The sequence below is a fragment of the Stenotrophomonas sp. SAU14A_NAIMI4_8 genome (assembly GCF_003086695.1).
Taxonomy (GTDB): Bacteria; Pseudomonadota; Gammaproteobacteria; order Xanthomonadales; family Xanthomonadaceae; genus Stenotrophomonas.
In genome coordinates this window covers 3,050,937-3,068,881 of the sequence record NZ_CP025999.1, presented here as the reverse complement: position 1 = coordinate 3,068,881, position 17,945 = coordinate 3,050,937, and the positions used below count along the sequence as shown (strand labels likewise).

At 68.5% G+C, this 17,945-nt stretch carries 14 protein-coding genes and 1 tRNA gene; 8 read left to right on the top strand and 7 right to left on the bottom strand.

All coding sequences use genetic code 11. The features are described from left to right. Positions 1-161 precede the first annotated feature (161 nt). The 3 genes from C1930_RS14120 to trxA all read right to left on the bottom strand — a co-directional run bounded on the left by C1930_RS14120 (position 162) and on the right by trxA (position 4,441). The gene (locus C1930_RS14120; protein ID WP_108771990.1) at positions 162-1,784 is read right to left on the bottom strand and encodes a CHASE2 domain-containing protein; all 1,623 of its coding nucleotides are present in this window, start codon (positions 1,782-1,784) and stop codon (positions 162-164) included. Beyond that, complete coding sequence (locus C1930_RS14115; RefSeq protein ID WP_108772604.1) at positions 1,781-3,421, bottom strand: FecR domain-containing protein; 1,641 nt, start codon at positions 3,419-3,421, stop codon at positions 1,781-1,783. Before C1930_RS14115 ends, C1930_RS14120 begins: the two co-directional genes overlap by 4 nt. Before the next feature lie 162 nt (positions 3,422-3,583). Then, a complete protein-coding gene (gene trxA / locus C1930_RS14110; protein WP_108756833.1) occupies positions 3,584-4,441 on the bottom strand; it encodes a thioredoxin in 858 nt (285 codons plus the stop codon). A 141-nt stretch (positions 4,442-4,582) separates the two neighbouring features. Between trxA and C1930_RS14105 the strand changes: the two genes are divergently transcribed. The 8 genes from C1930_RS14105 to C1930_RS14070 all read left to right on the top strand — a co-directional run bounded on the left by C1930_RS14105 (position 4,583) and on the right by C1930_RS14070 (position 11,451). After that, positions 4,583-5,182, top strand: a complete 600-nt coding sequence (locus tag C1930_RS14105) for a DUF998 domain-containing protein (RefSeq protein ID WP_108756832.1) — start codon at positions 4,583-4,585, stop codon at positions 5,180-5,182. Positions 5,183-5,264: 82 nt separating this feature from the next. Then, positions 5,265-7,907 (top strand): leucine--tRNA ligase, encoded by a 2,643-nt coding sequence (gene leuS / locus C1930_RS14100; RefSeq protein ID WP_108756831.1) that lies wholly within the window; start codon positions 5,265-5,267, stop codon positions 7,905-7,907. Positions 7,908-8,045: 138 nt separating this feature from the next. After that, the gene (gene lptE / locus C1930_RS14095) at positions 8,046-8,627 is read left to right on the top strand and encodes an LPS assembly lipoprotein LptE (protein WP_108771989.1); all 582 of its coding nucleotides are present in this window, start codon (positions 8,046-8,048) and stop codon (positions 8,625-8,627) included. Between the two features lie 12 nt (positions 8,628-8,639). Then, positions 8,640-9,677, top strand: coding sequence for a DNA polymerase III subunit delta (gene holA / locus C1930_RS14090; protein WP_108753754.1), 1,038 nt, complete (start codon positions 8,640-8,642; stop codon positions 9,675-9,677). 3 nt (positions 9,678-9,680) lie between these two features. Beyond that, positions 9,681-10,346 carry a nicotinate-nucleotide adenylyltransferase gene (gene nadD / locus C1930_RS14085; protein ID WP_108753753.1) on the top strand — a complete coding sequence of 222 codons (666 nt, stop codon included), beginning with the start codon at positions 9,681-9,683 and terminating at the stop codon, positions 10,344-10,346. Positions 10,347-10,404: 58 nt separating this feature from the next. Next, entirely contained in the window at positions 10,405-10,815 is a 411-nt protein-coding gene (gene rsfS, locus C1930_RS14080; RefSeq protein WP_108750646.1) for a ribosome silencing factor, read from the top strand. Between the two features lie 66 nt (positions 10,816-10,881). Next, the gene (gene rlmH / locus C1930_RS14075; RefSeq protein ID WP_108756830.1) at positions 10,882-11,352 is read left to right on the top strand and encodes a 23S rRNA (pseudouridine(1915)-N(3))-methyltransferase RlmH; all 471 of its coding nucleotides are present in this window, start codon (positions 10,882-10,884) and stop codon (positions 11,350-11,352) included. Between the two features lie 22 nt (positions 11,353-11,374). After that, positions 11,375-11,451 (top strand) — tRNA-Asn (locus tag C1930_RS14070). A 122-nt stretch (positions 11,452-11,573) separates the two neighbouring features. On the opposite strand, the gene C1930_RS14065 is transcribed toward C1930_RS14070, so the two are convergent. From C1930_RS14065 to C1930_RS14050, 4 genes are all read right to left on the bottom strand, one after another. Continuing rightward, the gene (locus C1930_RS14065) at positions 11,574-12,995 is read right to left on the bottom strand and encodes a basic amino acid/polyamine antiporter (RefSeq protein ID WP_108772603.1); all 1,422 of its coding nucleotides are present in this window, start codon (positions 12,993-12,995) and stop codon (positions 11,574-11,576) included. Positions 12,996-13,103: 108 nt separating this feature from the next. Further along, positions 13,104-15,914 (bottom strand): TonB-dependent receptor, encoded by a 2,811-nt coding sequence (locus C1930_RS14060; protein WP_108753750.1) that lies wholly within the window; start codon positions 15,912-15,914, stop codon positions 13,104-13,106. A 217-nt stretch (positions 15,915-16,131) separates the two neighbouring features. Continuing rightward, positions 16,132-16,791: an energy transducer TonB gene (locus C1930_RS14055; protein ID WP_108756829.1), complete on the bottom strand. Its 660-nt coding sequence runs from the start codon at positions 16,789-16,791 to the stop codon at positions 16,132-16,134. A gap of 409 nt (positions 16,792-17,200) precedes the next feature. Beyond that, entirely contained in the window at positions 17,201-17,938 is a 738-nt protein-coding gene (locus C1930_RS14050; protein ID WP_108753748.1) for an SIMPL domain-containing protein, read from the bottom strand. Between the last annotated feature and the right edge of the window lie 7 nt (positions 17,939-17,945).

Genomic DNA, 17,945 nt, shown 5'->3' with positions numbered 1-17,945 from the left:
GCTTGCTCGACTGCTTTTCGCCGACATCGCGCGCAGAGCAGTCGAGCAAGCTCGACTCTACGGGGATGGCGCAAAGAGCAGTCGAGCAAGCTCGACTCTACGGGGATCGCGCGAGGGGCAGTCGAGCAAGCTCGACGCTACGAGTATCGGGCGGGGGGGGGTCAGGCGCCGTCCATGGCGTAGCCGTCGCGGCCGTTGGCCTTGGCGCGGTACAGTGCGGCGTCGGCGCCTTCGACGAAATGGTGCGGGTGCAGCTGGCTGTCCGGTACCCGCGTATAGACGCCGATGGTGAGGGTGATGCGGCTGTCGTCGCCTGCTGCCGGCGCGGGCAGGGCGCGTACGTCGGCAATCAGGTCTTCGATCACCTGGCGCGCGCCGCTGGTTGGCGTGTCCGGCAGCACCATCGCGAATTCGTCGCCGCCGTAACGCGCGGCCATGTCGCGCGGGCGTCGCGCATGGGCGGCGATCAGCGCGGCCACGTCGCGCAGCACGCGGTCGCCCAGCTGGTGGCCATGGCGGTCGTTGTGCCGCTTGAAATGGTCCACGTCGATCAGCACCAGGCTCAGCGGTTTGCCACTGCGCCGTGCGGCGTCGCATTCCTGTTGAAGCGATTGTTCGAAGCGCAGGCGGTTGCCCAGCCCGGTCAGCGCGTCGCGGTTGGCCTGGCGGTGCCAGGCAGAAATGCGCCAGACCGCCCATACCAGCAGCACCATCAGGATGCCGAAGGTGGCTGCGGCCGGGGCCCACCACAGGCTGGCCGTGCGCAACAGCAGCCAGCTGGTTGCCAGGCCCATCGGCAGCGAACACAGGGCGGCCAGCCAAGGCAGGCGCAGGCCCAGCAGCAGCACGCACAGCGCGGCCAGCAGACCGGCCACCAGGTCCTGCACCAGCGGCGGAACTACCTGGATCTGCTTGCCCTGCAGCAGCATCGAGGCGATGTTGGCCTGGTATTCGCTGCCGCTCATCCAGTACTCGCGCGTGGTCGGGGTCAGCAGCCGCGGGGCAATGCCACTGGCGGTCATGCCGACCACGATGCGGCGGTCGCGCAGCAGGGCGGCATCCACCTGGCCATCCAGTACATCGGCATAGGACACCTGCGGCAACTGCTCCGGCGGGCCGGCGTAGCGCACGCGCACGTAGTCATCGCGGCGCCACTGGTACGGCGATTCCAGCGCCGGATCGGGGTCGGGCAGCCCGCGCGCGGCGTGCACCGGCAGGTCGGCCAGGGCCAGCCCTAGCGCCGGCCAATGCGGTTGGCCGATGCCCGCATGCAGGTAAACCCCGCGGGCCACGCCGTCGCCATCCACTTCCACATCGCTATGGCCCAGCGCCGCAGCGCTGTCGGCAATGAGCGGGATGGGCAGCAGCTCTTCGGCCATGCGATCGCCGGCGGCGGGCGCCGCCAGCACCGGCAGCACCACGCGTCCATTGCGGCGGATGGCGGCGGCCAACTCGGCATCCTGGCGGCTGTCGCGCCGGTCGGGCTCGGTCAGCATCAGGTCCAGCGCCACGCGTTCGGCACCGGCATCGGTCAGGCGGTCCAACAGGCGTGCGTGCACCGAACGCGGCCACGGCCACTGGCCGATGCGCGCCAGACTGTCTTCGTCGATGGCCACCACCAGCACGCTGGGGTCGGGGCGGTAGGTCCAGTCGCCGACCATCAGGTCGTAGGCCGCTTCATCCTGCCGCCACAGCCACTGCCCGTGGCTGGCCACGGCGGTGGCCACGAAGGCCAGCACGGCCAGCATCAACCGCCGCGACCAGGGCAGCGGCGAGCGCCTCACAGCAGCAGCCAGAGCAGGGCGGCACCACCGCCGGCGCCGTAGCACAGCCGGCACGGCAGGCTGACCTGCTGCGCGGGCGAGAACGGGCCGGCGTGGCCGTCATCATCAATGTACTGCACGCGCACGTGCAGGGTGCCGTGCCAAGGGCGCTTGAAACTCACCTGGGGCTGCTCGACGGTCTGGTCCAGCCATGGTGCCTCGAATGCACCGTTGCGGGAAACCTGCACGCGGTAGGTCTGGCCCGCGCTGCCCGGTTGCCAGCGCAGGGTCAGCGCCTTGCCGTCCGCTTCCGGCGGCTGCAGGGCCGGGTCCACCGGCAGGTCGGTCAGCTGCAGGGGCAGCGCGTCCCCGTACGGCCCTTGCCGGCCCTGGCCGTCGCGCGAGGCCACGCGCCAGAAATACTGGCCCGGCGGCAACGGCTGGCGCAGGCGCAGATCGGTGCCGGTGGTGGCCTGCTCCTGCAGGGGCGACAGGAACTGCGGTTCGCTGGCGATCTGCAGCACGCTGGCCTGCGCGCCCGGGGCCCGGGTCCAGCGGAATCGCGGGCGGTCGCTGTTGACGTCCTGTCCGTGCAGCGGTGCGACCGTCAGCGGCGGTGGCGGCTGGTCGTCCAGGCTGAAATCGGCGCTGGCGTCCAGGCCTTCCACGCCCTGCGCGTCGACCGCGCGCAACAGCAGGCGGTGTTGGCCGGGCGGCAGCGCGGCAATGGTCAGCCGCGGGTCGGTCGTGGTCGTGGCGAACAGCAGAATCTCGGCCATCGCCGCCTGCACCACTTCAATGCGGTAGTGGTCGGCGCCGTCCACCGGTTGCCAGTGCAGCTGCAGCGGCAGGCCGGGGCGCTGCAACGTATCTACAGCCAAGGACGGGGCGGGCAGCAGTGCCGACGCCGCCATCGGCGCCGCATCCATATCCGGCGCCATGCTGGCCTGGCCGGGGTGCACCAGTTGCTGGCCGCGTCGATTGCCGACCTGCACCTTGCCTTCCAGCACTTCGGTGGCGGCCGGCTGCCCGGCCTGGCCGGCGCTGACCCGGAACACGGTGCCGCGCACGCTGCTGGTCGCGGTGGGTGCATCGATGATGTAGCGCGATGCCGGGCCGCGTGCGGGGGTGACGCGGTTGCTGGCACGGCCCTGCTGCAGGCGCATGCGGGTGTCGACCATGCCGGTACGGCCGTAGCGGCTGAGCTGGTCCAGCCGCAGCCGCGAATGCTCGCGCAGCTGCAGGCGCGAGGCATCGGCAAATTCCAGGGTCAGGCTGGCATCGGCGCCGGTCTGCACCACATCACCGATATGCAGGTTCTCACCGGCCTGCAGTGCGCGGGTGGCGGCGCCAGTGCCGGCGGCCAGCTGCACCGGGCCGCGCACGGCCAGTACCCGCGCCGGCGCCGGTTCCACGCGCAGCCAGCCGATCGGGAAGCGCAACGGCTGGCCCGGGGGCAGGCGGTAGGGGTTGTCGATGCGGTTGTGCTGCTGCAACTGCTGCCAGGGCACGCTGGGTTTCAGGTACGCCCCGCCCAGATCCCACAGGGTGTCACCGGGGCGCACCCGGTAGGTCCAATCCTGCGCGGCTGCGCTGGCGGGCAGCAGGGTGGCGGCGGCAAGCAGCGTGGCGAACACGCGCACAACGACAGACGAGATCCCAACGGTCACGGCATGCAGTCCCGGCAATGCGGGGGCCAGCGTGCAGACCCCATGGCCCTGACTTATTCCCCCCGGAATGGATGCCGGCTGCGCAAAAATGCGGCCGGCATCACATTATTGCCCGGTGCGTGGCTGGAATCCTGAACGAAAACAGCGGCCTCAGAACAGCAGCGACGCCATCTTGCGACGGTAGCGGCCCACCAGGTCTTCGTCGGCGATGACGTTGAAGGCGTCGATCAGCGTGCGGCGCGGCAGGTTGTCGTCATAGCCGCGGTCGATGCGCAGCATTTCCAGGAACTGTTCCAGCGCGGCTTCATCGTGGCCGCCCAGCAGCAGCTGCACGCCGCGCAGATGGCGCGCCTGCAGGTCCTTGCCGTCGGCGGCAATGCGCGCGTCCAGCGCATCGGCGGCCGGCGCATCCTTCAGTGCGGTGGCGAAGGCCAGGCGGGCGCGGCCACGCACGGCGCGGTCATCGGTGGCCAGGTTGGCCGGCAGGGCGTCGATCAGCTTGCCTGCTTCGTCCACCCCGCCGATCTGCAGCAGGGCCAGCGCCAGGTCCAGCTTCAGTTCGTCCTTGTCCGGCTCGGCGGCGATCTGCGCGCGCAGCACGTCCACCTGACCCTGCGGGTCCAGCGGTGCCTCTTCTTCGCTGCTGGTATCGCCAACGTCGGCCGGCACGATGCCGTGCTGGGCCAGGAATTCGCGCAGCTGGCCTTCCGGAATGGCACCGGGGAAGCCGTCCACCAGCTGGCCGCCCTTGACCAGGAACACGGTGGGCACCGAGCGGATCTGGAAGGCCGCAGCGATCTGCTGCTCGGCATCCACGTCCACCTTGGCCAGCTCGAAGGCGCCGTTGTACTCGGCGGCCAGCTTTTCCAACATCGGCCCCAGGGTCTTGCACGGGCCGCACCAGGTCGCCCAGAAGTCGACCAGCACCGGCGTCTGCAGCGACTTCTGCAGGACTTCGGCCTCGAAGGTCGCGGTCGTGGCGTCGAATACGTAGGTCGTCTCGGTCATGGGGGCACATCGTTCGGCAACAGGAGACCGATTCTATGGTGTCGATCGATGACGGTCTCAACCCTTTCCTCACGTCGCGGCTTGGCGCCCCGCGTGCCGGCCGCGACAATGGGCGCTTCTTCTGTCGTACGGGTAGGCACCATGTCGTGGGTCCGGATTGATCGTTGGCTGGGGCTGTGCGCCGCACTGCTGTTCATTGCCGCGGTGGTCGGCTTCGGTGCGGGCCTGGGCGGCTATGCGCAGGCGGTGCACCCGGTTGCCCTGCTTGGCGCGCACGGGGTGCCGCATGCCTGGGCGTTCAACCTGCTGGGCTTCGTGGCGCCGGGCATGCTGGCGATGGTGGTGGCCGAGCGCCTGCGCCGGCGACTGCCGGCCACCGAAGGCTGGGCGGGCCGGGTGGGCAGCCAGATGCTGCTGCTGGCCGGTCTGGCCTTCGCGGCCATGGGCGTGCTGCCGCTGGACCTGGACGATCTGCATGGCGGCGCCAGCCAGTTGCACGCCAGCGCCTGGATGGTCTGGGTGCTGGGGTTCGTGGCCGGCGCCTGCATGCTGGGCGCCAGCCGCCTGCGCGACCCCGGCGCACGGGCGCCGGGCGTGCTGGCGCTGGTGGTCGGCATTGCCGCGGCGGTGGCCGCTTTCGGCCTGCAGGGGGTACTGCCGGCGCCATTCGCGCAGCGCCTGGCGTTTGCCTGCTGGGCGGTCTGGCTGGCGCTGGCGCTGCCCCTGTCGCGGGGGCGCTGAGACTGCCACCGATGAGCGGGATTGGAGACGTTTGCCGCACTGCGGTACGCTGTACCGCTTTGCCGCCGCATCCGCGTGTTCCATGACCAGCGCTGAACCCATCGCCTACGACCCGCAGCAGGTTGAATCCGCCGCCCAGCAATACTGGGACGCCACCCGTGCCTTCGAGGTCAGCGAGACCTCGGACAAGCCGAAGTACTACTGCCTGTCGATGCTTCCGTACCCGTCCGGTGCGCTGCACATGGGCCACGTGCGCAACTACACCATTGGCGACGTGATCAGCCGCTACAAGCGCATGACCGGCCACAACGTGCTGCAGCCGATGGGCTGGGACGCGTTCGGCCTGCCGGCGGAAAACGCGGCCATCAAGAACAAGACCGCGCCGGCGGCGTGGACCTACAAGAACATCGACCACATGCGCAGCCAGCTGAAATCGCTGGGCTATGCCATCGACTGGTCGCGCGAGTTCGCAACCTGCCGCCCGGACTACTACGTCCACGAGCAGCGCATGTTCACCCGCCTGATGCGCAAGGGCCTGGCCTACCGCCGCAACTCGGTGGTGAACTGGGACCCGGTGGACCAGACCGTGCTGGCCAACGAGCAGGTGATCGACGGCCGCGGCTGGCGTTCGGGCGCGCTGGTGGAAAAGCGCGAGATCCCGCAGTGGTTCCTGCGCATCACCGATTACGCCCAGGAACTGCTGGACGGCCTGGATGAACTGGACGGCTGGCCGGAATCGGTCAAGACCATGCAGCGCAACTGGATCGGCCGTTCCGAAGGCCTGGAAATCCAGTTCGACGTGCGCGATGCCGATGGCAGCGCGCTGGACCCGCTGCGCGTGTTCACCACCCGTCCGGACACCGTGATGGGCGTGACCTTCGTGTCGATCGCCGCCGAACACCCGCTGGCCCTGCATGCGGCCAGGAGCAACCCGGCGCTGGCCGCGCTGCTGGCCGAGCTGAAGCAGGGTGGGGTGACCGAGGCCGAGCTGGAAACCCAGGAAAAGCGCGGCATGGACACCGGCCTGCGCGCGATCCATCCGGTCACCGGCGAACAGGTGCCGGTGTGGGTGGCCAATTTCGTGCTGATGGGCTACGGCACCGGCGCGGTGATGGCCGTTCCCGGCCACGACCAGCGCGACAACGAGGTGGCCAACAAGTACGGCCTGCCGATCGTGCAGGTCATCGCGCTGAAGGATGCGCGCAACGACGACGAGCGCACCTGGGACGCCACCCGCTGGCAGGACTGGTACAGCGACAAGAGCCGGCAGACCGAACTGGTCAACTCGGCCGAATTCGACGGCCTTGATTTCCAGGGCGCCTTTGAAGCCCTGGCCGAACGGTTCGAGCGCAAGGCCCAGGGCCAGCGCCGGGTGAACTACCGCCTGCGCGACTGGGGCGTCAGCCGCCAGCGTTACTGGGGCTGCCCGATTCCGGTGATCTACTGCGACAAGTGTGGCGCGGTGCCGGTGCCGGAAGAGCAGCTGCCGGTGGTGCTGCCGGAAGACGTGGCGTTCTCGGGTACCGGTTCGCCGATCAAGACCGACCCGGAATGGCGCAAGACCACCTGCCCGGACTGCGGCGGCGCGGCCGAGCGCGAAACCGACACCTTCGATACCTTCATGGAATCGAGCTGGTACTACGCCCGCTACACCTCGCCGGGTGCGCGTGATGCGGTGGACAAGCGCGGCAACTACTGGCTGCCGGTGGACCAGTACATCGGCGGCATCGAGCACGCGATCCTGCACCTGATGTACTTCCGCTTCTACCACAAGCTGCTGCGCGACGCGCGCATGGTGGACAGCAACGAACCGGCGCGCAATCTGCTGTGCCAGGGCATGGTGATCGCCGAAACCTACTACCGCCCGAACCCGGACGGCTCGAAGGACTGGATCAACCCGGCCGACGTGGACGTGCAGCGCGACGAGCGCGGCCGCATCACCGGCGCCACCCTGGTGGCCGACGGCCAGCCGGTGGTGGTGGGTGGCACCGAAAAGATGTCCAAGTCGAAGAACAACGGCGTGGACCCGCAGGCCATGGTCGGCAAGTACGGCGCCGACACCGTGCGCCTGTTCTCGATGTTCGCCGCGCCGCCGGAACAGTCGCTGGAGTGGAACGAGGCCGGCGTGGACGGCATGGCCCGCTTCCTGCGCCGCCTGTGGACCCAGGTGCACAAGCACGCCGAAGAAGGCGTGGCACCGGCCCTGGACGTGGCTGCGCTGGATGCCAACCAGAAGGCGCTGCGCCGCAAGACCCACGAAACCATCGGCAAGGTCGGTGACGACTACGGCCGCCGCCACAGCTTCAACACCGCCATCGCGGCGGTGATGGAGCTGATGAACGCACTGGCCAAGTTCGACGATGCCAGCGCGCAGGGCCGTGCGGTGCGCCAGGAGGCCCTGCAGGCCGTGGTGCTGCTGCTGAACCCGATCACCCCGCACGCCAGCCATGCCCTGTGGCAGGTGCTGGGCCACGGCGAAACGCTGCTGGAAGACCAGGCGTTCCCGCAGGCCGACAGCACTGCGCTGGTGCGCGATGCGGTCACCCTGGCGGTGCAGGTGAACGGCAAGCTGCGCGGCACCATCGAGGTTGCCGCCGATGCCGCGCGCGACCATATCGAAACGCTGGCACAGGCCGAGCCGAACGCGGCCAAGTTCATGGAAGGCCTGACGGTGCGCAAGATCATCATCGTGCCCGGCAAGATCGTGAACATCGTCGCTGCCTGATGTGTCCGGCACCGGCCGCCCGTGTGGCGGCCGGTGCGTGTTCCCCACGCCGGCGTCAGCGGCCGATGGCCCTGCGTTCACGCGTGATCGGGCAGGCTGTCTGTTGCCGTGATCGCCCGGCTCCGCCAGACTGTTCCCATGACCCGAATCCTGCTTGCCCTCGTCCTTGCCCTCGGCCTTGCCGGCTGTGGTTTCCATCTGCGCAACAAGCTGATGCTGCCCACCGATACGGCACCGGTGAAGGTGGTCTCCACCGCGCCGTACAGCGAACTGGTCAAGCTGCTCAACCGCAGCCTGCTGGCGTCCGGGGCCAAGCTGGCCGACGACGAAAGCATCGGGCCGAGCACCCAGCTGCAGGTGTTGTCCGAGCGCTGGGGCGATCTGCCCATCGCCATCGATGCACAGGGCCGTGCCCAGGAATACAGCCTGCGCTATGCGGTCATCTTCATCTTCCGCCGCGAAGACGGCAGCGAACTGGTGCCGCAGCAGGTGATCGAGCTGTCGCGCGATTACGTGTCGCCGCCGACCGACGCCACCGGTACCACCACCGAACGCGAGATCCTGGCCGATGAACTGCGCCGGGAAATGTCGGCGTCCATCATCCGCCGCATCGACAGCGTGGTGCGCGCCGAACTGGAACGTGGCGGCAGCCTGGCAGCGCCCAAGCCGGCCGCGGCCCAGGACGTGCAGCCCACGCCGGCACCGCCGGTCGAGCGCTGAGCCGGCGCAGCGATGGAACTGCGTCCGGAGCAGTTGGCCAGCCAGGGCGGTGATACCGCGCTGGCGCCGGTGTACCTGATCGCCGGGCCGGAAACCCTGCGTGTGCTGGAAGCGGCCGATGCCGTGCGCGCACGCGCGCGCGCCGCCGGCATTGGCGAACGTGAAGTGTTCGATGCCGATGGCCGCGACTTCGACTGGAACCAGCTCGACGCCAGCTTCAATGCGCCCAGCCTGTTCAGCGCCCGCCGCCTGGTGGAAGTGCGCCTGCCCAGCGGCAAGCCGGGCAAGGACGGCGCCGAAGTGATCAGCCAGTTCTGCGCCAACCCGGCGCCGGACGTCGTACTGCTGATCACCGCCAATGAATGGAGCAAGGCCCACCAGGGCAAGTGGGCCGAAGCGGTGAACCGCGTCGGCGTGCTGTCGGTGGCCTGGGCGATCAAGCCGCACGAACTGCCCGACTGGATCGAGCGCCGCCTGCGTGGCAAGGGCCTGCGCGCCGATCCCGCCGCGGTGCAGCGCCTGGCCGAACGCGTGGAAGGCAACCTGCTGGCGGCCGCGCAGGAGATCGACAAGCTGGCACTGCTGGCCGACGGCCAGCCGCTGGACGTGGAACGGATGGAATCGCTGGTGGCCGACGCCGCCCGCTACGACGTGTTCCGTCTGCTGGAAGCCACGTTCTCCGGGCAGCCGCAGGCAGTGTTGCGCATGCTGGCCGGGCTGCGCGGTGAAGGCGAGGCGGTGGCCGCGCTGATGCCGATGGTCATTCGCGAACTGCTGGCCGGTGCCGGCCTGGCCCGGGTGCAGGCGCGCGGCGGCAATCTGGCCGCGGAAATGAAGTCGCGCGGTATCTGGGAATCGCGCCAGGCGCCCTACAAGCGCGCGTTGCAGCGCCACCCGGAAGGCAAGCGCTGGGAACGTTTCGTGGCCGAAGCCGGCCTGGTGGATCGCATTGCCAAGGGGCGCGCCGACGGCGATGCCTGGCTGGCGCTGGAGCGGTTGCTGGTGGCGGTGGCCGAGGCCCGCGCCGTGCGCCTGCTGGCCCGGGCCTGAGCCATGAGCCTGCGCATCTATTACGGGGGCACCTTCGATCCGGTGCACCTGGGCCATCTGGCAATCGCCCGCGCCGCCCGCGATGAACTGCAGGTGGCGGTGCGGCTGCTGCCGGCGGCCGACCCGCCGCACCGCGCGCCGCCTGGGGCCACCGCCGAGCAGCGCTGTCGCATGCTGTCGCTGGCCATCGGCGACGAGCCGGGCCTGCTGCTGGACCGGCGCGAGCTGGAACGGGCCAAGCGCTTCCCGGGTCGCCCTTCCTACACCGTAGACACCCTGCGCGAACTGCGCGCCGAGCTGGGGCCGAGCCGGCCGCTGGCCTGGCTGGTCGGCGCCGACAGCCTGCTGGCCCTGCCGGCCTGGCACGAGTGGCAGGCCCTGTTCGACCTGGCCCACTTCATCGTTGCCGAGCGCCCGGGCAGCCCGCTGCAGGATTCGGTGGATGGCGCCCTGGGCCAGGCCCTGGATGGCCGCTGGGCCGACAACGAGCAGGCCCTGTTCGCCAGCCCCGGCGGGCGGGTATTGCGCCTGCACCACCCGTTGCGCTCGGAATCGGCCAGCGCGGTGCGTGCGCAGATTGCCGCGACCGGCCCGTGGCGGGCCCTGCTGCCGCCGGCGGTGGCCGATTACGTGGTCGACCACGGCCTGTACCGGCCGGCCACCCCGTGAATGCCGCGGGCGCGCCTTGCCCGTATAATCGCCCCCACGTTTATCGAGTCGATCCGTTTTGAGCAACCAGACCCAGCCCCAGACCATCAAGGTCGAACTGCCCAGCCCGCCGCCTTCGGTGCCGGAACTGCTGGCCAGCGTCCGCCAAGCCACCGAAGACCTGAAGGCCAAGGACCCGGTCGAGATCGACGTGCGTGGCAAGTCCAGCGTCGCCGACTACCTGGTCATCGTCTCCGGTACCTCCACCCGCCACGTGAAGTCGATCGCCGATGAAGTCGTGCGCTTCGCCAAGAAGATCGACGTGATGCCGCTGGGCGTGGAAGGCGAGCGCGAAGCCGAATGGGTGCTGGTGGACCTGGGCGACGTGATCGTGCACGTAATGCTGCCGCGCGTGCGCGAGTTCTACGCGCTGGAGCGCCTGTGGACCGTGGGCGACCAGCCGCCGACCAGCGACGACGAAGTGGCCTGAGCCGCGCGTTGACGCACCCCTTCGACGGCGCCGATGGCGCCGTCGACGTTTGTGGAGGACTGTTTGATGAAAGCCCGTCTGATCGCCACCGGCGAACGTGCCCCCAGCTGGGTGGCGCAAGGGTTTGCCGAATACCAGAAGCGGCTCTCGCACTGGTTGCCGTTTGAACTGGTGGAAATCGAACCCGGCCTGCGTGGCAAGGGCCGCGATGCGCGCCGTGCCACTGAAGACGAAGGCAAGCGGGTGATCGCGGCATTGCCGAAGAACGCCTACGTGGTGGCGTTGGATGTGCCCGGTCGCCAGCTCAGTTCAGAGCAGCTGGCGCAGCGCCTGGAGCACTGGCGCGGGCAGGGCAGGGACCTGGCTTTCCTGATCGGCGGCCCGGAAGGGCATTCGTCGGAAGTGTCCGCGCTGGCCGACGAGAAATGGTCGATCGGCCCGCTGACCCTGCCGCACATGCTGGTACGGCTGGTGGTGGCCGAGCAGTTGTATCGGGCTGCGGCAATGATTGCCAATCACCCCTACCATCGCGCGTGAAGAGTGGTTATACTAGTCGTCTGCCCGAATAGCTCAGCCGGTTAGAGCACTTGACTGTTAATCAGGGGGTCGTTGGTTCGAGTCCAACTTCGGGCGCCACCTTTGAAAACCTGCATCGCGAGATGCAGGTTTTTTTTTGTGCGTGATGGCTGCACTTCGTAGAGTCGAGCTTGCTCGACTGTTGTGTGCACGATGAAAGAGCCAGTCGAGCAAGCTCGACTCTACAACGTCAGTGCGCCGCGCCAGAATGCGACCAGGGTGGCGATCGCTACCACCACGATCGCGCCGAACAATACCGCTTCCCAGCGGGTGAACACGGCCTGCCCATGCTGGCGCCGCGTCAGCGCGAATAGCACCACGCCGGGCACATACAGCAGCACCGACAGCAGCAGGTTGTCCACGCCGCCGGCATAGACCAGCCACAACGCGTAGGCGCTGGCCAGCAGCGCAACGCCGAAGTCGCGCCAGCGGACTCCGGTTTCGCCGGCATAGGCCTGGCCACGCCAGGCCAGCTGCACGGCGAAGGCCGCCGACAGGAAATACGGCACCAGGCTCATCGATGCGGCCAGCAGCACCAGGCTGGTGTAGCTGCCCGAATTGAACAGCACCAGCAGCAGGAACAGCTGGATCAGGCCGTTGCTCATCCATAGCGCATTGGCCGGTACGCCGCGCGCGTTCTCGCGGCCCAGGAAGGCAGGCATGGTGCCATCGCCGGCGGCGGCATACAGCACTTCACCGCACAGCAGCACCCAGGCCAGCAGCGCGCCGAGCACGGAAATGATCGAGCCGATGATGATCACGGTAGCGCCCCATTCGCCGACGATGGCGCGCAGCACATATGCCATCGAGGGATTGGGCAGGCCGGCCAGCTCGGCCTGCGACAGCACCCCCATCGACAGCAGGCTGACCAGCACCAGCAGCAGCCACACCCCGACGAAACCGATCACGGTGGCGCGGCCGACGTCGGCGCGGCGGGCCGCCCGCCGCGAATAGATGCTGGCCCCTTCGATGCCGATGAACACCCACACCGTCACCAGCATCATGCCGCGCAGCTGCGCGCCCAGGTCGCCCAGCGCAGGTGTGCCGAAGAAGTCGGCGCGGAACACGTCCATGCGGAACGCCCCGGCGGCCAGCACCAGGAACAAGGCGATCGGGACCAGCTTGGCCACGGTCACCAGGCCGTTGATGATGGCGGCGGTGCGCAGGCCCCGCAGCACCAGCAGGTGCACCGTCCACAGCAGCAGCGAAGAGGCGGCGAAGGCCACGGGGGTGTTGCCCTCGCCGAACACCGGCAGGAAGTGGCCCAGGCCGCTGAAGATCAGCACGAAGAAGCTGGCATTGCCCAGCACCGAGGCCACCCAGTAGCCCCACGCGGCGGAAAAGCCGATGTAGTTGCCGAAGCCCTCGCGCGCATAGGCGTAGATGCCGGTGTCCAGATCGGGCCGGCGGTTGGCCAGCGCCTGGAACACGAAGGCCAGCATCAACATGCCGGCGCCGCTCAGGGCCCAGCCGATCAGCGCTGCGGCCGGCCCGGCGCTGCGGGCCACGTTCTGTGGCAGCGAGAAAATGCCGGCGCCGACCATCGAACCGACGACAAGCGCGGTCAGCGCGGCCAGGCCCAGGCGTTGCGTGGAAGACGGCATGCGGTCGTGCCTCGCGCGGTAGGCCTTCATCATGGCCGCGCGCATGTGGTGAAAAAGCAAAGGCCCGGGACATGCCCGGGCCTCTGCAGTGCGGTTGACCTTCGTGGATCAGTTGAAGGTGTACTTGGCGCCGACGGTGAAGTAACGACCAATGGCACCGCTGAAGTGCAGCGGGTTGTAGTTGACCGCGCCGTAGGTGGACGGGTCGAGCGGGGCGATGCGGTCGAACACGTTCTGCACCGAAGCGTTCAGTTCAAACGCATCGGTGATGTTCCAGCGACCGGACAGATCGAAGGTGGTGAACGAAGAGATCTTCTCCACCGGCGAGCCGTCTTCATAGAAGGCCAGGTAGTCGCCACCGCGGCGATCCTTGTTTTCCATGCTGTCGATGTAGTTCACCACGCCGCTCACGCTCCACGGCCCCTGCTTCCAGGTGGTGCCGAAGTTGATGCGGTCCTGCGGGGTGCCGATGCAGTTGGTCACGTCGCAGTTGCCGTGCGTGCCCACGTAATCGACGGTGGTGTCACCCTCGGTGCGCTCGAACTTCAGCAGATGGCTCCACTGCAGGTCCATTTCCAGCTGGCCCGGACCCAGGTCGAAGGTCTGGCGGATATCGGTATCGATACCGCGCACACGCGACGAGTTGGCATTCACGTACTGCGTGTTGACCGCCAGGATGGTGCCGCTGTTGGCCACGCCGCCGATGTTGTTGCTGTCGCGCAGGACGTTGCCGGCGGCGATGGCGTCGGCGGTGCTGCCCTGGGCGATTTCGTTGGTGCGCTTGATTTCCCAGGCATCAACCGTCAGCGAGGTGCTGGAGGTCGGCTGCAGCACGATACCCACCGAGTAGCTCTTCGACTCTTCCGGCTTCAGGCCGGAATTGGGGCGGGTGATGATGGCCACCGAACGCGCGGTGCACTCGTTGTCCGGGTCGATGGCGCAGCGCACCGGATCGCGGGCATTGGAGAAGGCGGCCAGGCCACCGTCGCCGTTTTCGGCCGGGTTCGGCGCACGGAAGCCTTCGGCGTAGCTGGCGCGCAGGGCGATCCAGTCGGCCGGGGTGAACTTCACGCCCAGCTTCGGGGTGGCCTTGCCTTCACCGCTTTCGTACTTGTCGTAACGCAGTGCGGCCGACAGTTCCAACTGCTCCAGCACCGGCGCGGACAGTTCGACGTAGCCGGCGTACACGTTCTGGGTACCGTCATAGGCCGAGTAGCCCAGGCCGATGATGTCACCCTGGTCGGTGTAGGTCTGCGGGGTCAGGCTGTTGCTGGTCTTGCGCCATTCGGTACCCATGGCCAGGCCGAGCGGGCCGCCCTTCAGATCCATCAGGCTGCGGGAGACGGTGAAGTCGAACATGTCCAGGCTGGACTTGGCGCGGGCACTGATGGTGGGCGAGATGTAGTCGTACAGCGCCTGCGAATTCAGGCCGGCGTTGTCGCCGATGCGCCACACGCCGCCGGCGCAGGCCGGGTCACCCAGCGCGCACTGCACGGCGCTGTAGCGCAGGAAGCCGGTGCGCTTGTTGACCAGGTCGGTGCCCGAATGCAGGTAGGCGGTGTCGTAGCTCCAGTCGCCCCAGTTGCCCTTCACGCCCACCAGGAAGCGGTTGAACTCGTTGGTGTTGTTGGTGACGCGCGGGCCGACATCCCAGGCCGAATAGCGCAGGCGCGACGCCTGGCCCGGAATCGGGTTGTCCGGATGGGTCGGGCTGAGCACCACGGCACCGTCGCCGCTGCTGGCGTTGACCGGGCCGCCGGGGTAGCCCCAGCCACCGGAAACCCCGGACGGCGTGTTACTGAAGATCGTTTCCTTCTTCGAGTAGCCGATCTCGGTGTACACCTCGCCGCCTTCGCCGAAGGCAAAGCTGGCGCGGCCGAACACGTTCACGTACTTCTCTTCCGGGCTCAGGTCGCGGTACAGCTGGGCCGGATTCCACAGGCAGCCCTGCGCCTGTGCGGTGGCATCGCTCTGGCCGGGAATGGTGGTCAGGTCGGCGCAGCCCGGAAGTGCGACCAGGAAGGCCGGGTTTTCATCGTCCACGTTGCGGTCATCGAACACCGAACCGTTCGGGCCCACGCCACCGGCGGTGCCGCCGGACAGGTAGGCGCCGCCAAGGAACTGCGCATCGGCGGCGTCGTATCCCCAGCGACGGATGTCACCGGTGCCGATCCACTTGCGGTTCTTGCGGTCGCTGATCTTGATCGCGTCGGTCTTGCCGACGTCCAGGCTGAAGAACGCATTCCAGCCGTCGCTGGACAGGTCACCGGTACCGGCGGTCAGCGTGGCCTTCTTAGCATCGCCGTCGCCATCGCCGGATACGCCGTAGGAACCGCGCAGGATCGCACCCTGGAAGTCGCTGCGCAGGATGATGTTGACCACGCCGGCGATCGCATCGGAACCGTAGATGGCCGAGGCGCCGTCCTTCAGCACTTCCACGCGCTCGACGGCGTCAAGCGGAATGGTGCTGAGGTCGGTGAACACCTTCTGGCCGTCATCGGCCAGGCCGTAGGTGGCCATGCGGCGGCCGTTCAACAGCACCAGCGTGGAGCCGGCGCCCAGGCCGCGCAGCGAGATGCCGGCGCCACCGCCGGCAAAGCCGTTGCCGAAGGTCTTGGGAATGGAACCTGCACCGTCGGAGGTGAGCGTCTGCAGGTATTCGGCCACGGTGGTCTTGCCACTGCGGTCGATTTCCTGGCGGGTCACCACCTGCACCGGCGAGGGCGTTTCGGTGTTGGTGCGGGGAATGTTCGAACCGGTCACGGTGATCCGGTCGAGGTTGGTGGCCTGGTCCTGTGCGAAGGCAGGGGAGACCACGGCGCCGGCCAGCAGCAGAGCGCCGCCGGTGAGGATGTGGGTAATGGAAAATGCCAGGTGGTTTTGGCGGCGGCTGGCGGGCCGTTGGATCGGGTGTTTCACAGCTTCTCTCCTGACTGGAAAACTCGAGCATCGAGGGCTGTCACCGGTGTGCCCCGGGACGCGTCAATCTAGGTTTCTGTCAGGTGACGGCGTTGTGAAGTTTCACTGAATTCGTAACAGAAATGTGATCGCGACTGAAGAATTGGAGGGTCATGGCCGGGTTGTGGCGCAGCCCGCGTTGGAGCCGGCCCGGCAGGTCGCCGGGCCGGTCCATGGCTCAGTCGGGCAGGCTGAACTGCACCGGCACCATGCCGATGGCGGACACCGCCTGGCCATCACGCTCGGCTGGGACGAAGCGCCAGTGGCGCAGCACCTGCTGGCGGGCGGCCTGGTCCAGGCTGCGCGAGCCACTGCTGCGTTCAATGCTGACGTTCACCGGCTGCCCATTCGGGTCCACTTCCACCCGCAGCAGCACCGTGCCCTGTTCGTGGTTGCGCAGGGCCGGCACCGGATAGCTCGGCGGCGGCGCGCTGCGGTACTGCAACTGGGCGCCGGTGACCGGTGCGCCCGGCTGCAGCGTGGGCGGCGCTTCCACCGCCACCTCGGCGGCCGCCGGCAGGATGATGCCCTGGGCCTCGTCCAGTGTGGCGGTGGGCGCAGGCAGGGGCGGGGTCACGGTCGGCACCGGCTGCGATTTCGGCACCAGCTTCACCACTTCCGGCTTGGGCGGCAGCGGGGTGGGCTCGAGCGGCTTGGGATCTTCCTTGGGGATGAAACGCACCGTGGTGTCGTCGCGGGGCAGGGCGCTGATGGCCTGGTAGGTTGCCGGGATCAGCAGCAGCAACAGCGCGAGCAGGTGCAGGGCAATGGCCGCGCTCCAGGCGGCAATGCGGGCGGGGTCGAAGTGCAGGGATGCAGCGGGATACGTACGAACCATGGTCCACCTCCATGCCAGTGTTGAAGTCCTCAACGCACCAGGGCCGCCATCGGGGTTGCCGCACGCGGCTGGCAGTTCATCATTAGCTCCAGCCACCGGCCACTGCCTAGAGTCAGGTGCGACGCCGTTGGGCTGGGCTTCATGAAGCTGCGCTCGCGGGGCATGGCCCCGCGCTACCGGTGGGTCGTGTGCTTCGTCAGGTAGCGCCGGGCCATGCCCGGCGGCGGTTGCGGTGCCGCTGCGCTCGCGGGGCATGGCCCCGCGCTACCGGTGGGTCGTGTGCTTCGCCAGGTAGCGCCGGGCCATGCCCGGCGGCGGTTGCGGTGCGGCTGCGCTCGCGGGGCATGGCCCCGCGCTACCGGTGGGTCGTGTGTTTCGGTAGGTAGCGCCGGGCCATGCCAGGCGGCGGTTACCGCCCCAGTTCGAAAACGACGTCCAGGTTCACCGACACGGTCGATTCGCCCGGTGCCACCGGGGTGGCCTTGTCCATGGCGGCGCCGGCGGCCATCGCGCGCATCATCGGCATCGGGCGGAAGCCGCCATTGCTGTTCTCGGAAATGCTGACGATGCGGCGCACCTGCAGGCCCAGCGACTTCGCATAGGTCTGGGCACGAGCCTGGGCCTTCTTCAGCGCGGCCAGGCGGGCTTCGTCGTAGACCGGCTCGGGCTGGTCGATCTCGAACTGCGGGCCGTTGATCTGGTTGGCGCCCTGTGCGGCCAGGGCATCGAGCACCTTGCCCAGCTTGGCGATGTCACGCACCTTCAGGCTGACTGTGTTGCTGGCCTGGTAGCCGGTGATCTTCGGCGCTTCGTTGTCGGCGTAGCGGTACTGCGGGTTCAGGCTGACGCCGCTGGTCTGCACGTCGCGCTCGGCAATGCCGGCGGCCTTGATCGCGGCCAGCACCTTGTCCATCTGCTGTGCGTTCTGGCGCATGGCGCTGTTGCCGTCGGCGGCCTGGGTGACCACGCCGGCCGACAGGGTGGCCACGTCCGGCACGCGGGTGGCTTCGGCGTTGGCCGAGATGTTCAGCAGGGTGCCTTCGGCGGCGGCGACCGCGGGCGGCGGCGGCGGGGCAGCATGGGCGGTCATCGAAGCTCCAAGAGCGAGGGACAGGGCAAGCAGCAGCGGGGTGGCGGTGCGGCGCATGGGATCT

Coding starts and splice junctions, on each gene's coding strand:
- trxA (WP_108756833.1), bottom strand. CDS start 4,441: ATGACCGAGACGACCTACGTATTCGACGCCACGACCGCGACCTTCGAG.
- C1930_RS14105 (WP_108756832.1), top strand. CDS start 4,583: ATGTCGTGGGTCCGGATTGATCGTTGGCTGGGGCTGTGCGCCGCACTG.
- leuS (WP_108756831.1), top strand. CDS start 5,265: ATGACCAGCGCTGAACCCATCGCCTACGACCCGCAGCAGGTTGAATCC.
- lptE (WP_108771989.1), top strand. CDS start 8,046: ATGACCCGAATCCTGCTTGCCCTCGTCCTTGCCCTCGGCCTTGCCGGC.
- holA (WP_108753754.1), top strand. CDS start 8,640: ATGGAACTGCGTCCGGAGCAGTTGGCCAGCCAGGGCGGTGATACCGCG.
- nadD (WP_108753753.1), top strand. CDS start 9,681: ATGAGCCTGCGCATCTATTACGGGGGCACCTTCGATCCGGTGCACCTG.
- rlmH (WP_108756830.1), top strand. CDS start 10,882: ATGAAAGCCCGTCTGATCGCCACCGGCGAACGTGCCCCCAGCTGGGTG.
- C1930_RS14065 (WP_108772603.1), bottom strand. CDS start 12,995: ATGCCGTCTTCCACGCAACGCCTGGGCCTGGCCGCGCTGACCGCGCTT.
- C1930_RS14055 (WP_108756829.1), bottom strand. CDS start 16,791: ATGGTTCGTACGTATCCCGCTGCATCCCTGCACTTCGACCCCGCCCGC.
- C1930_RS14050 (WP_108753748.1), bottom strand. CDS start 17,938: ATGCGCCGCACCGCCACCCCGCTGCTGCTTGCCCTGTCCCTCGCTCTT.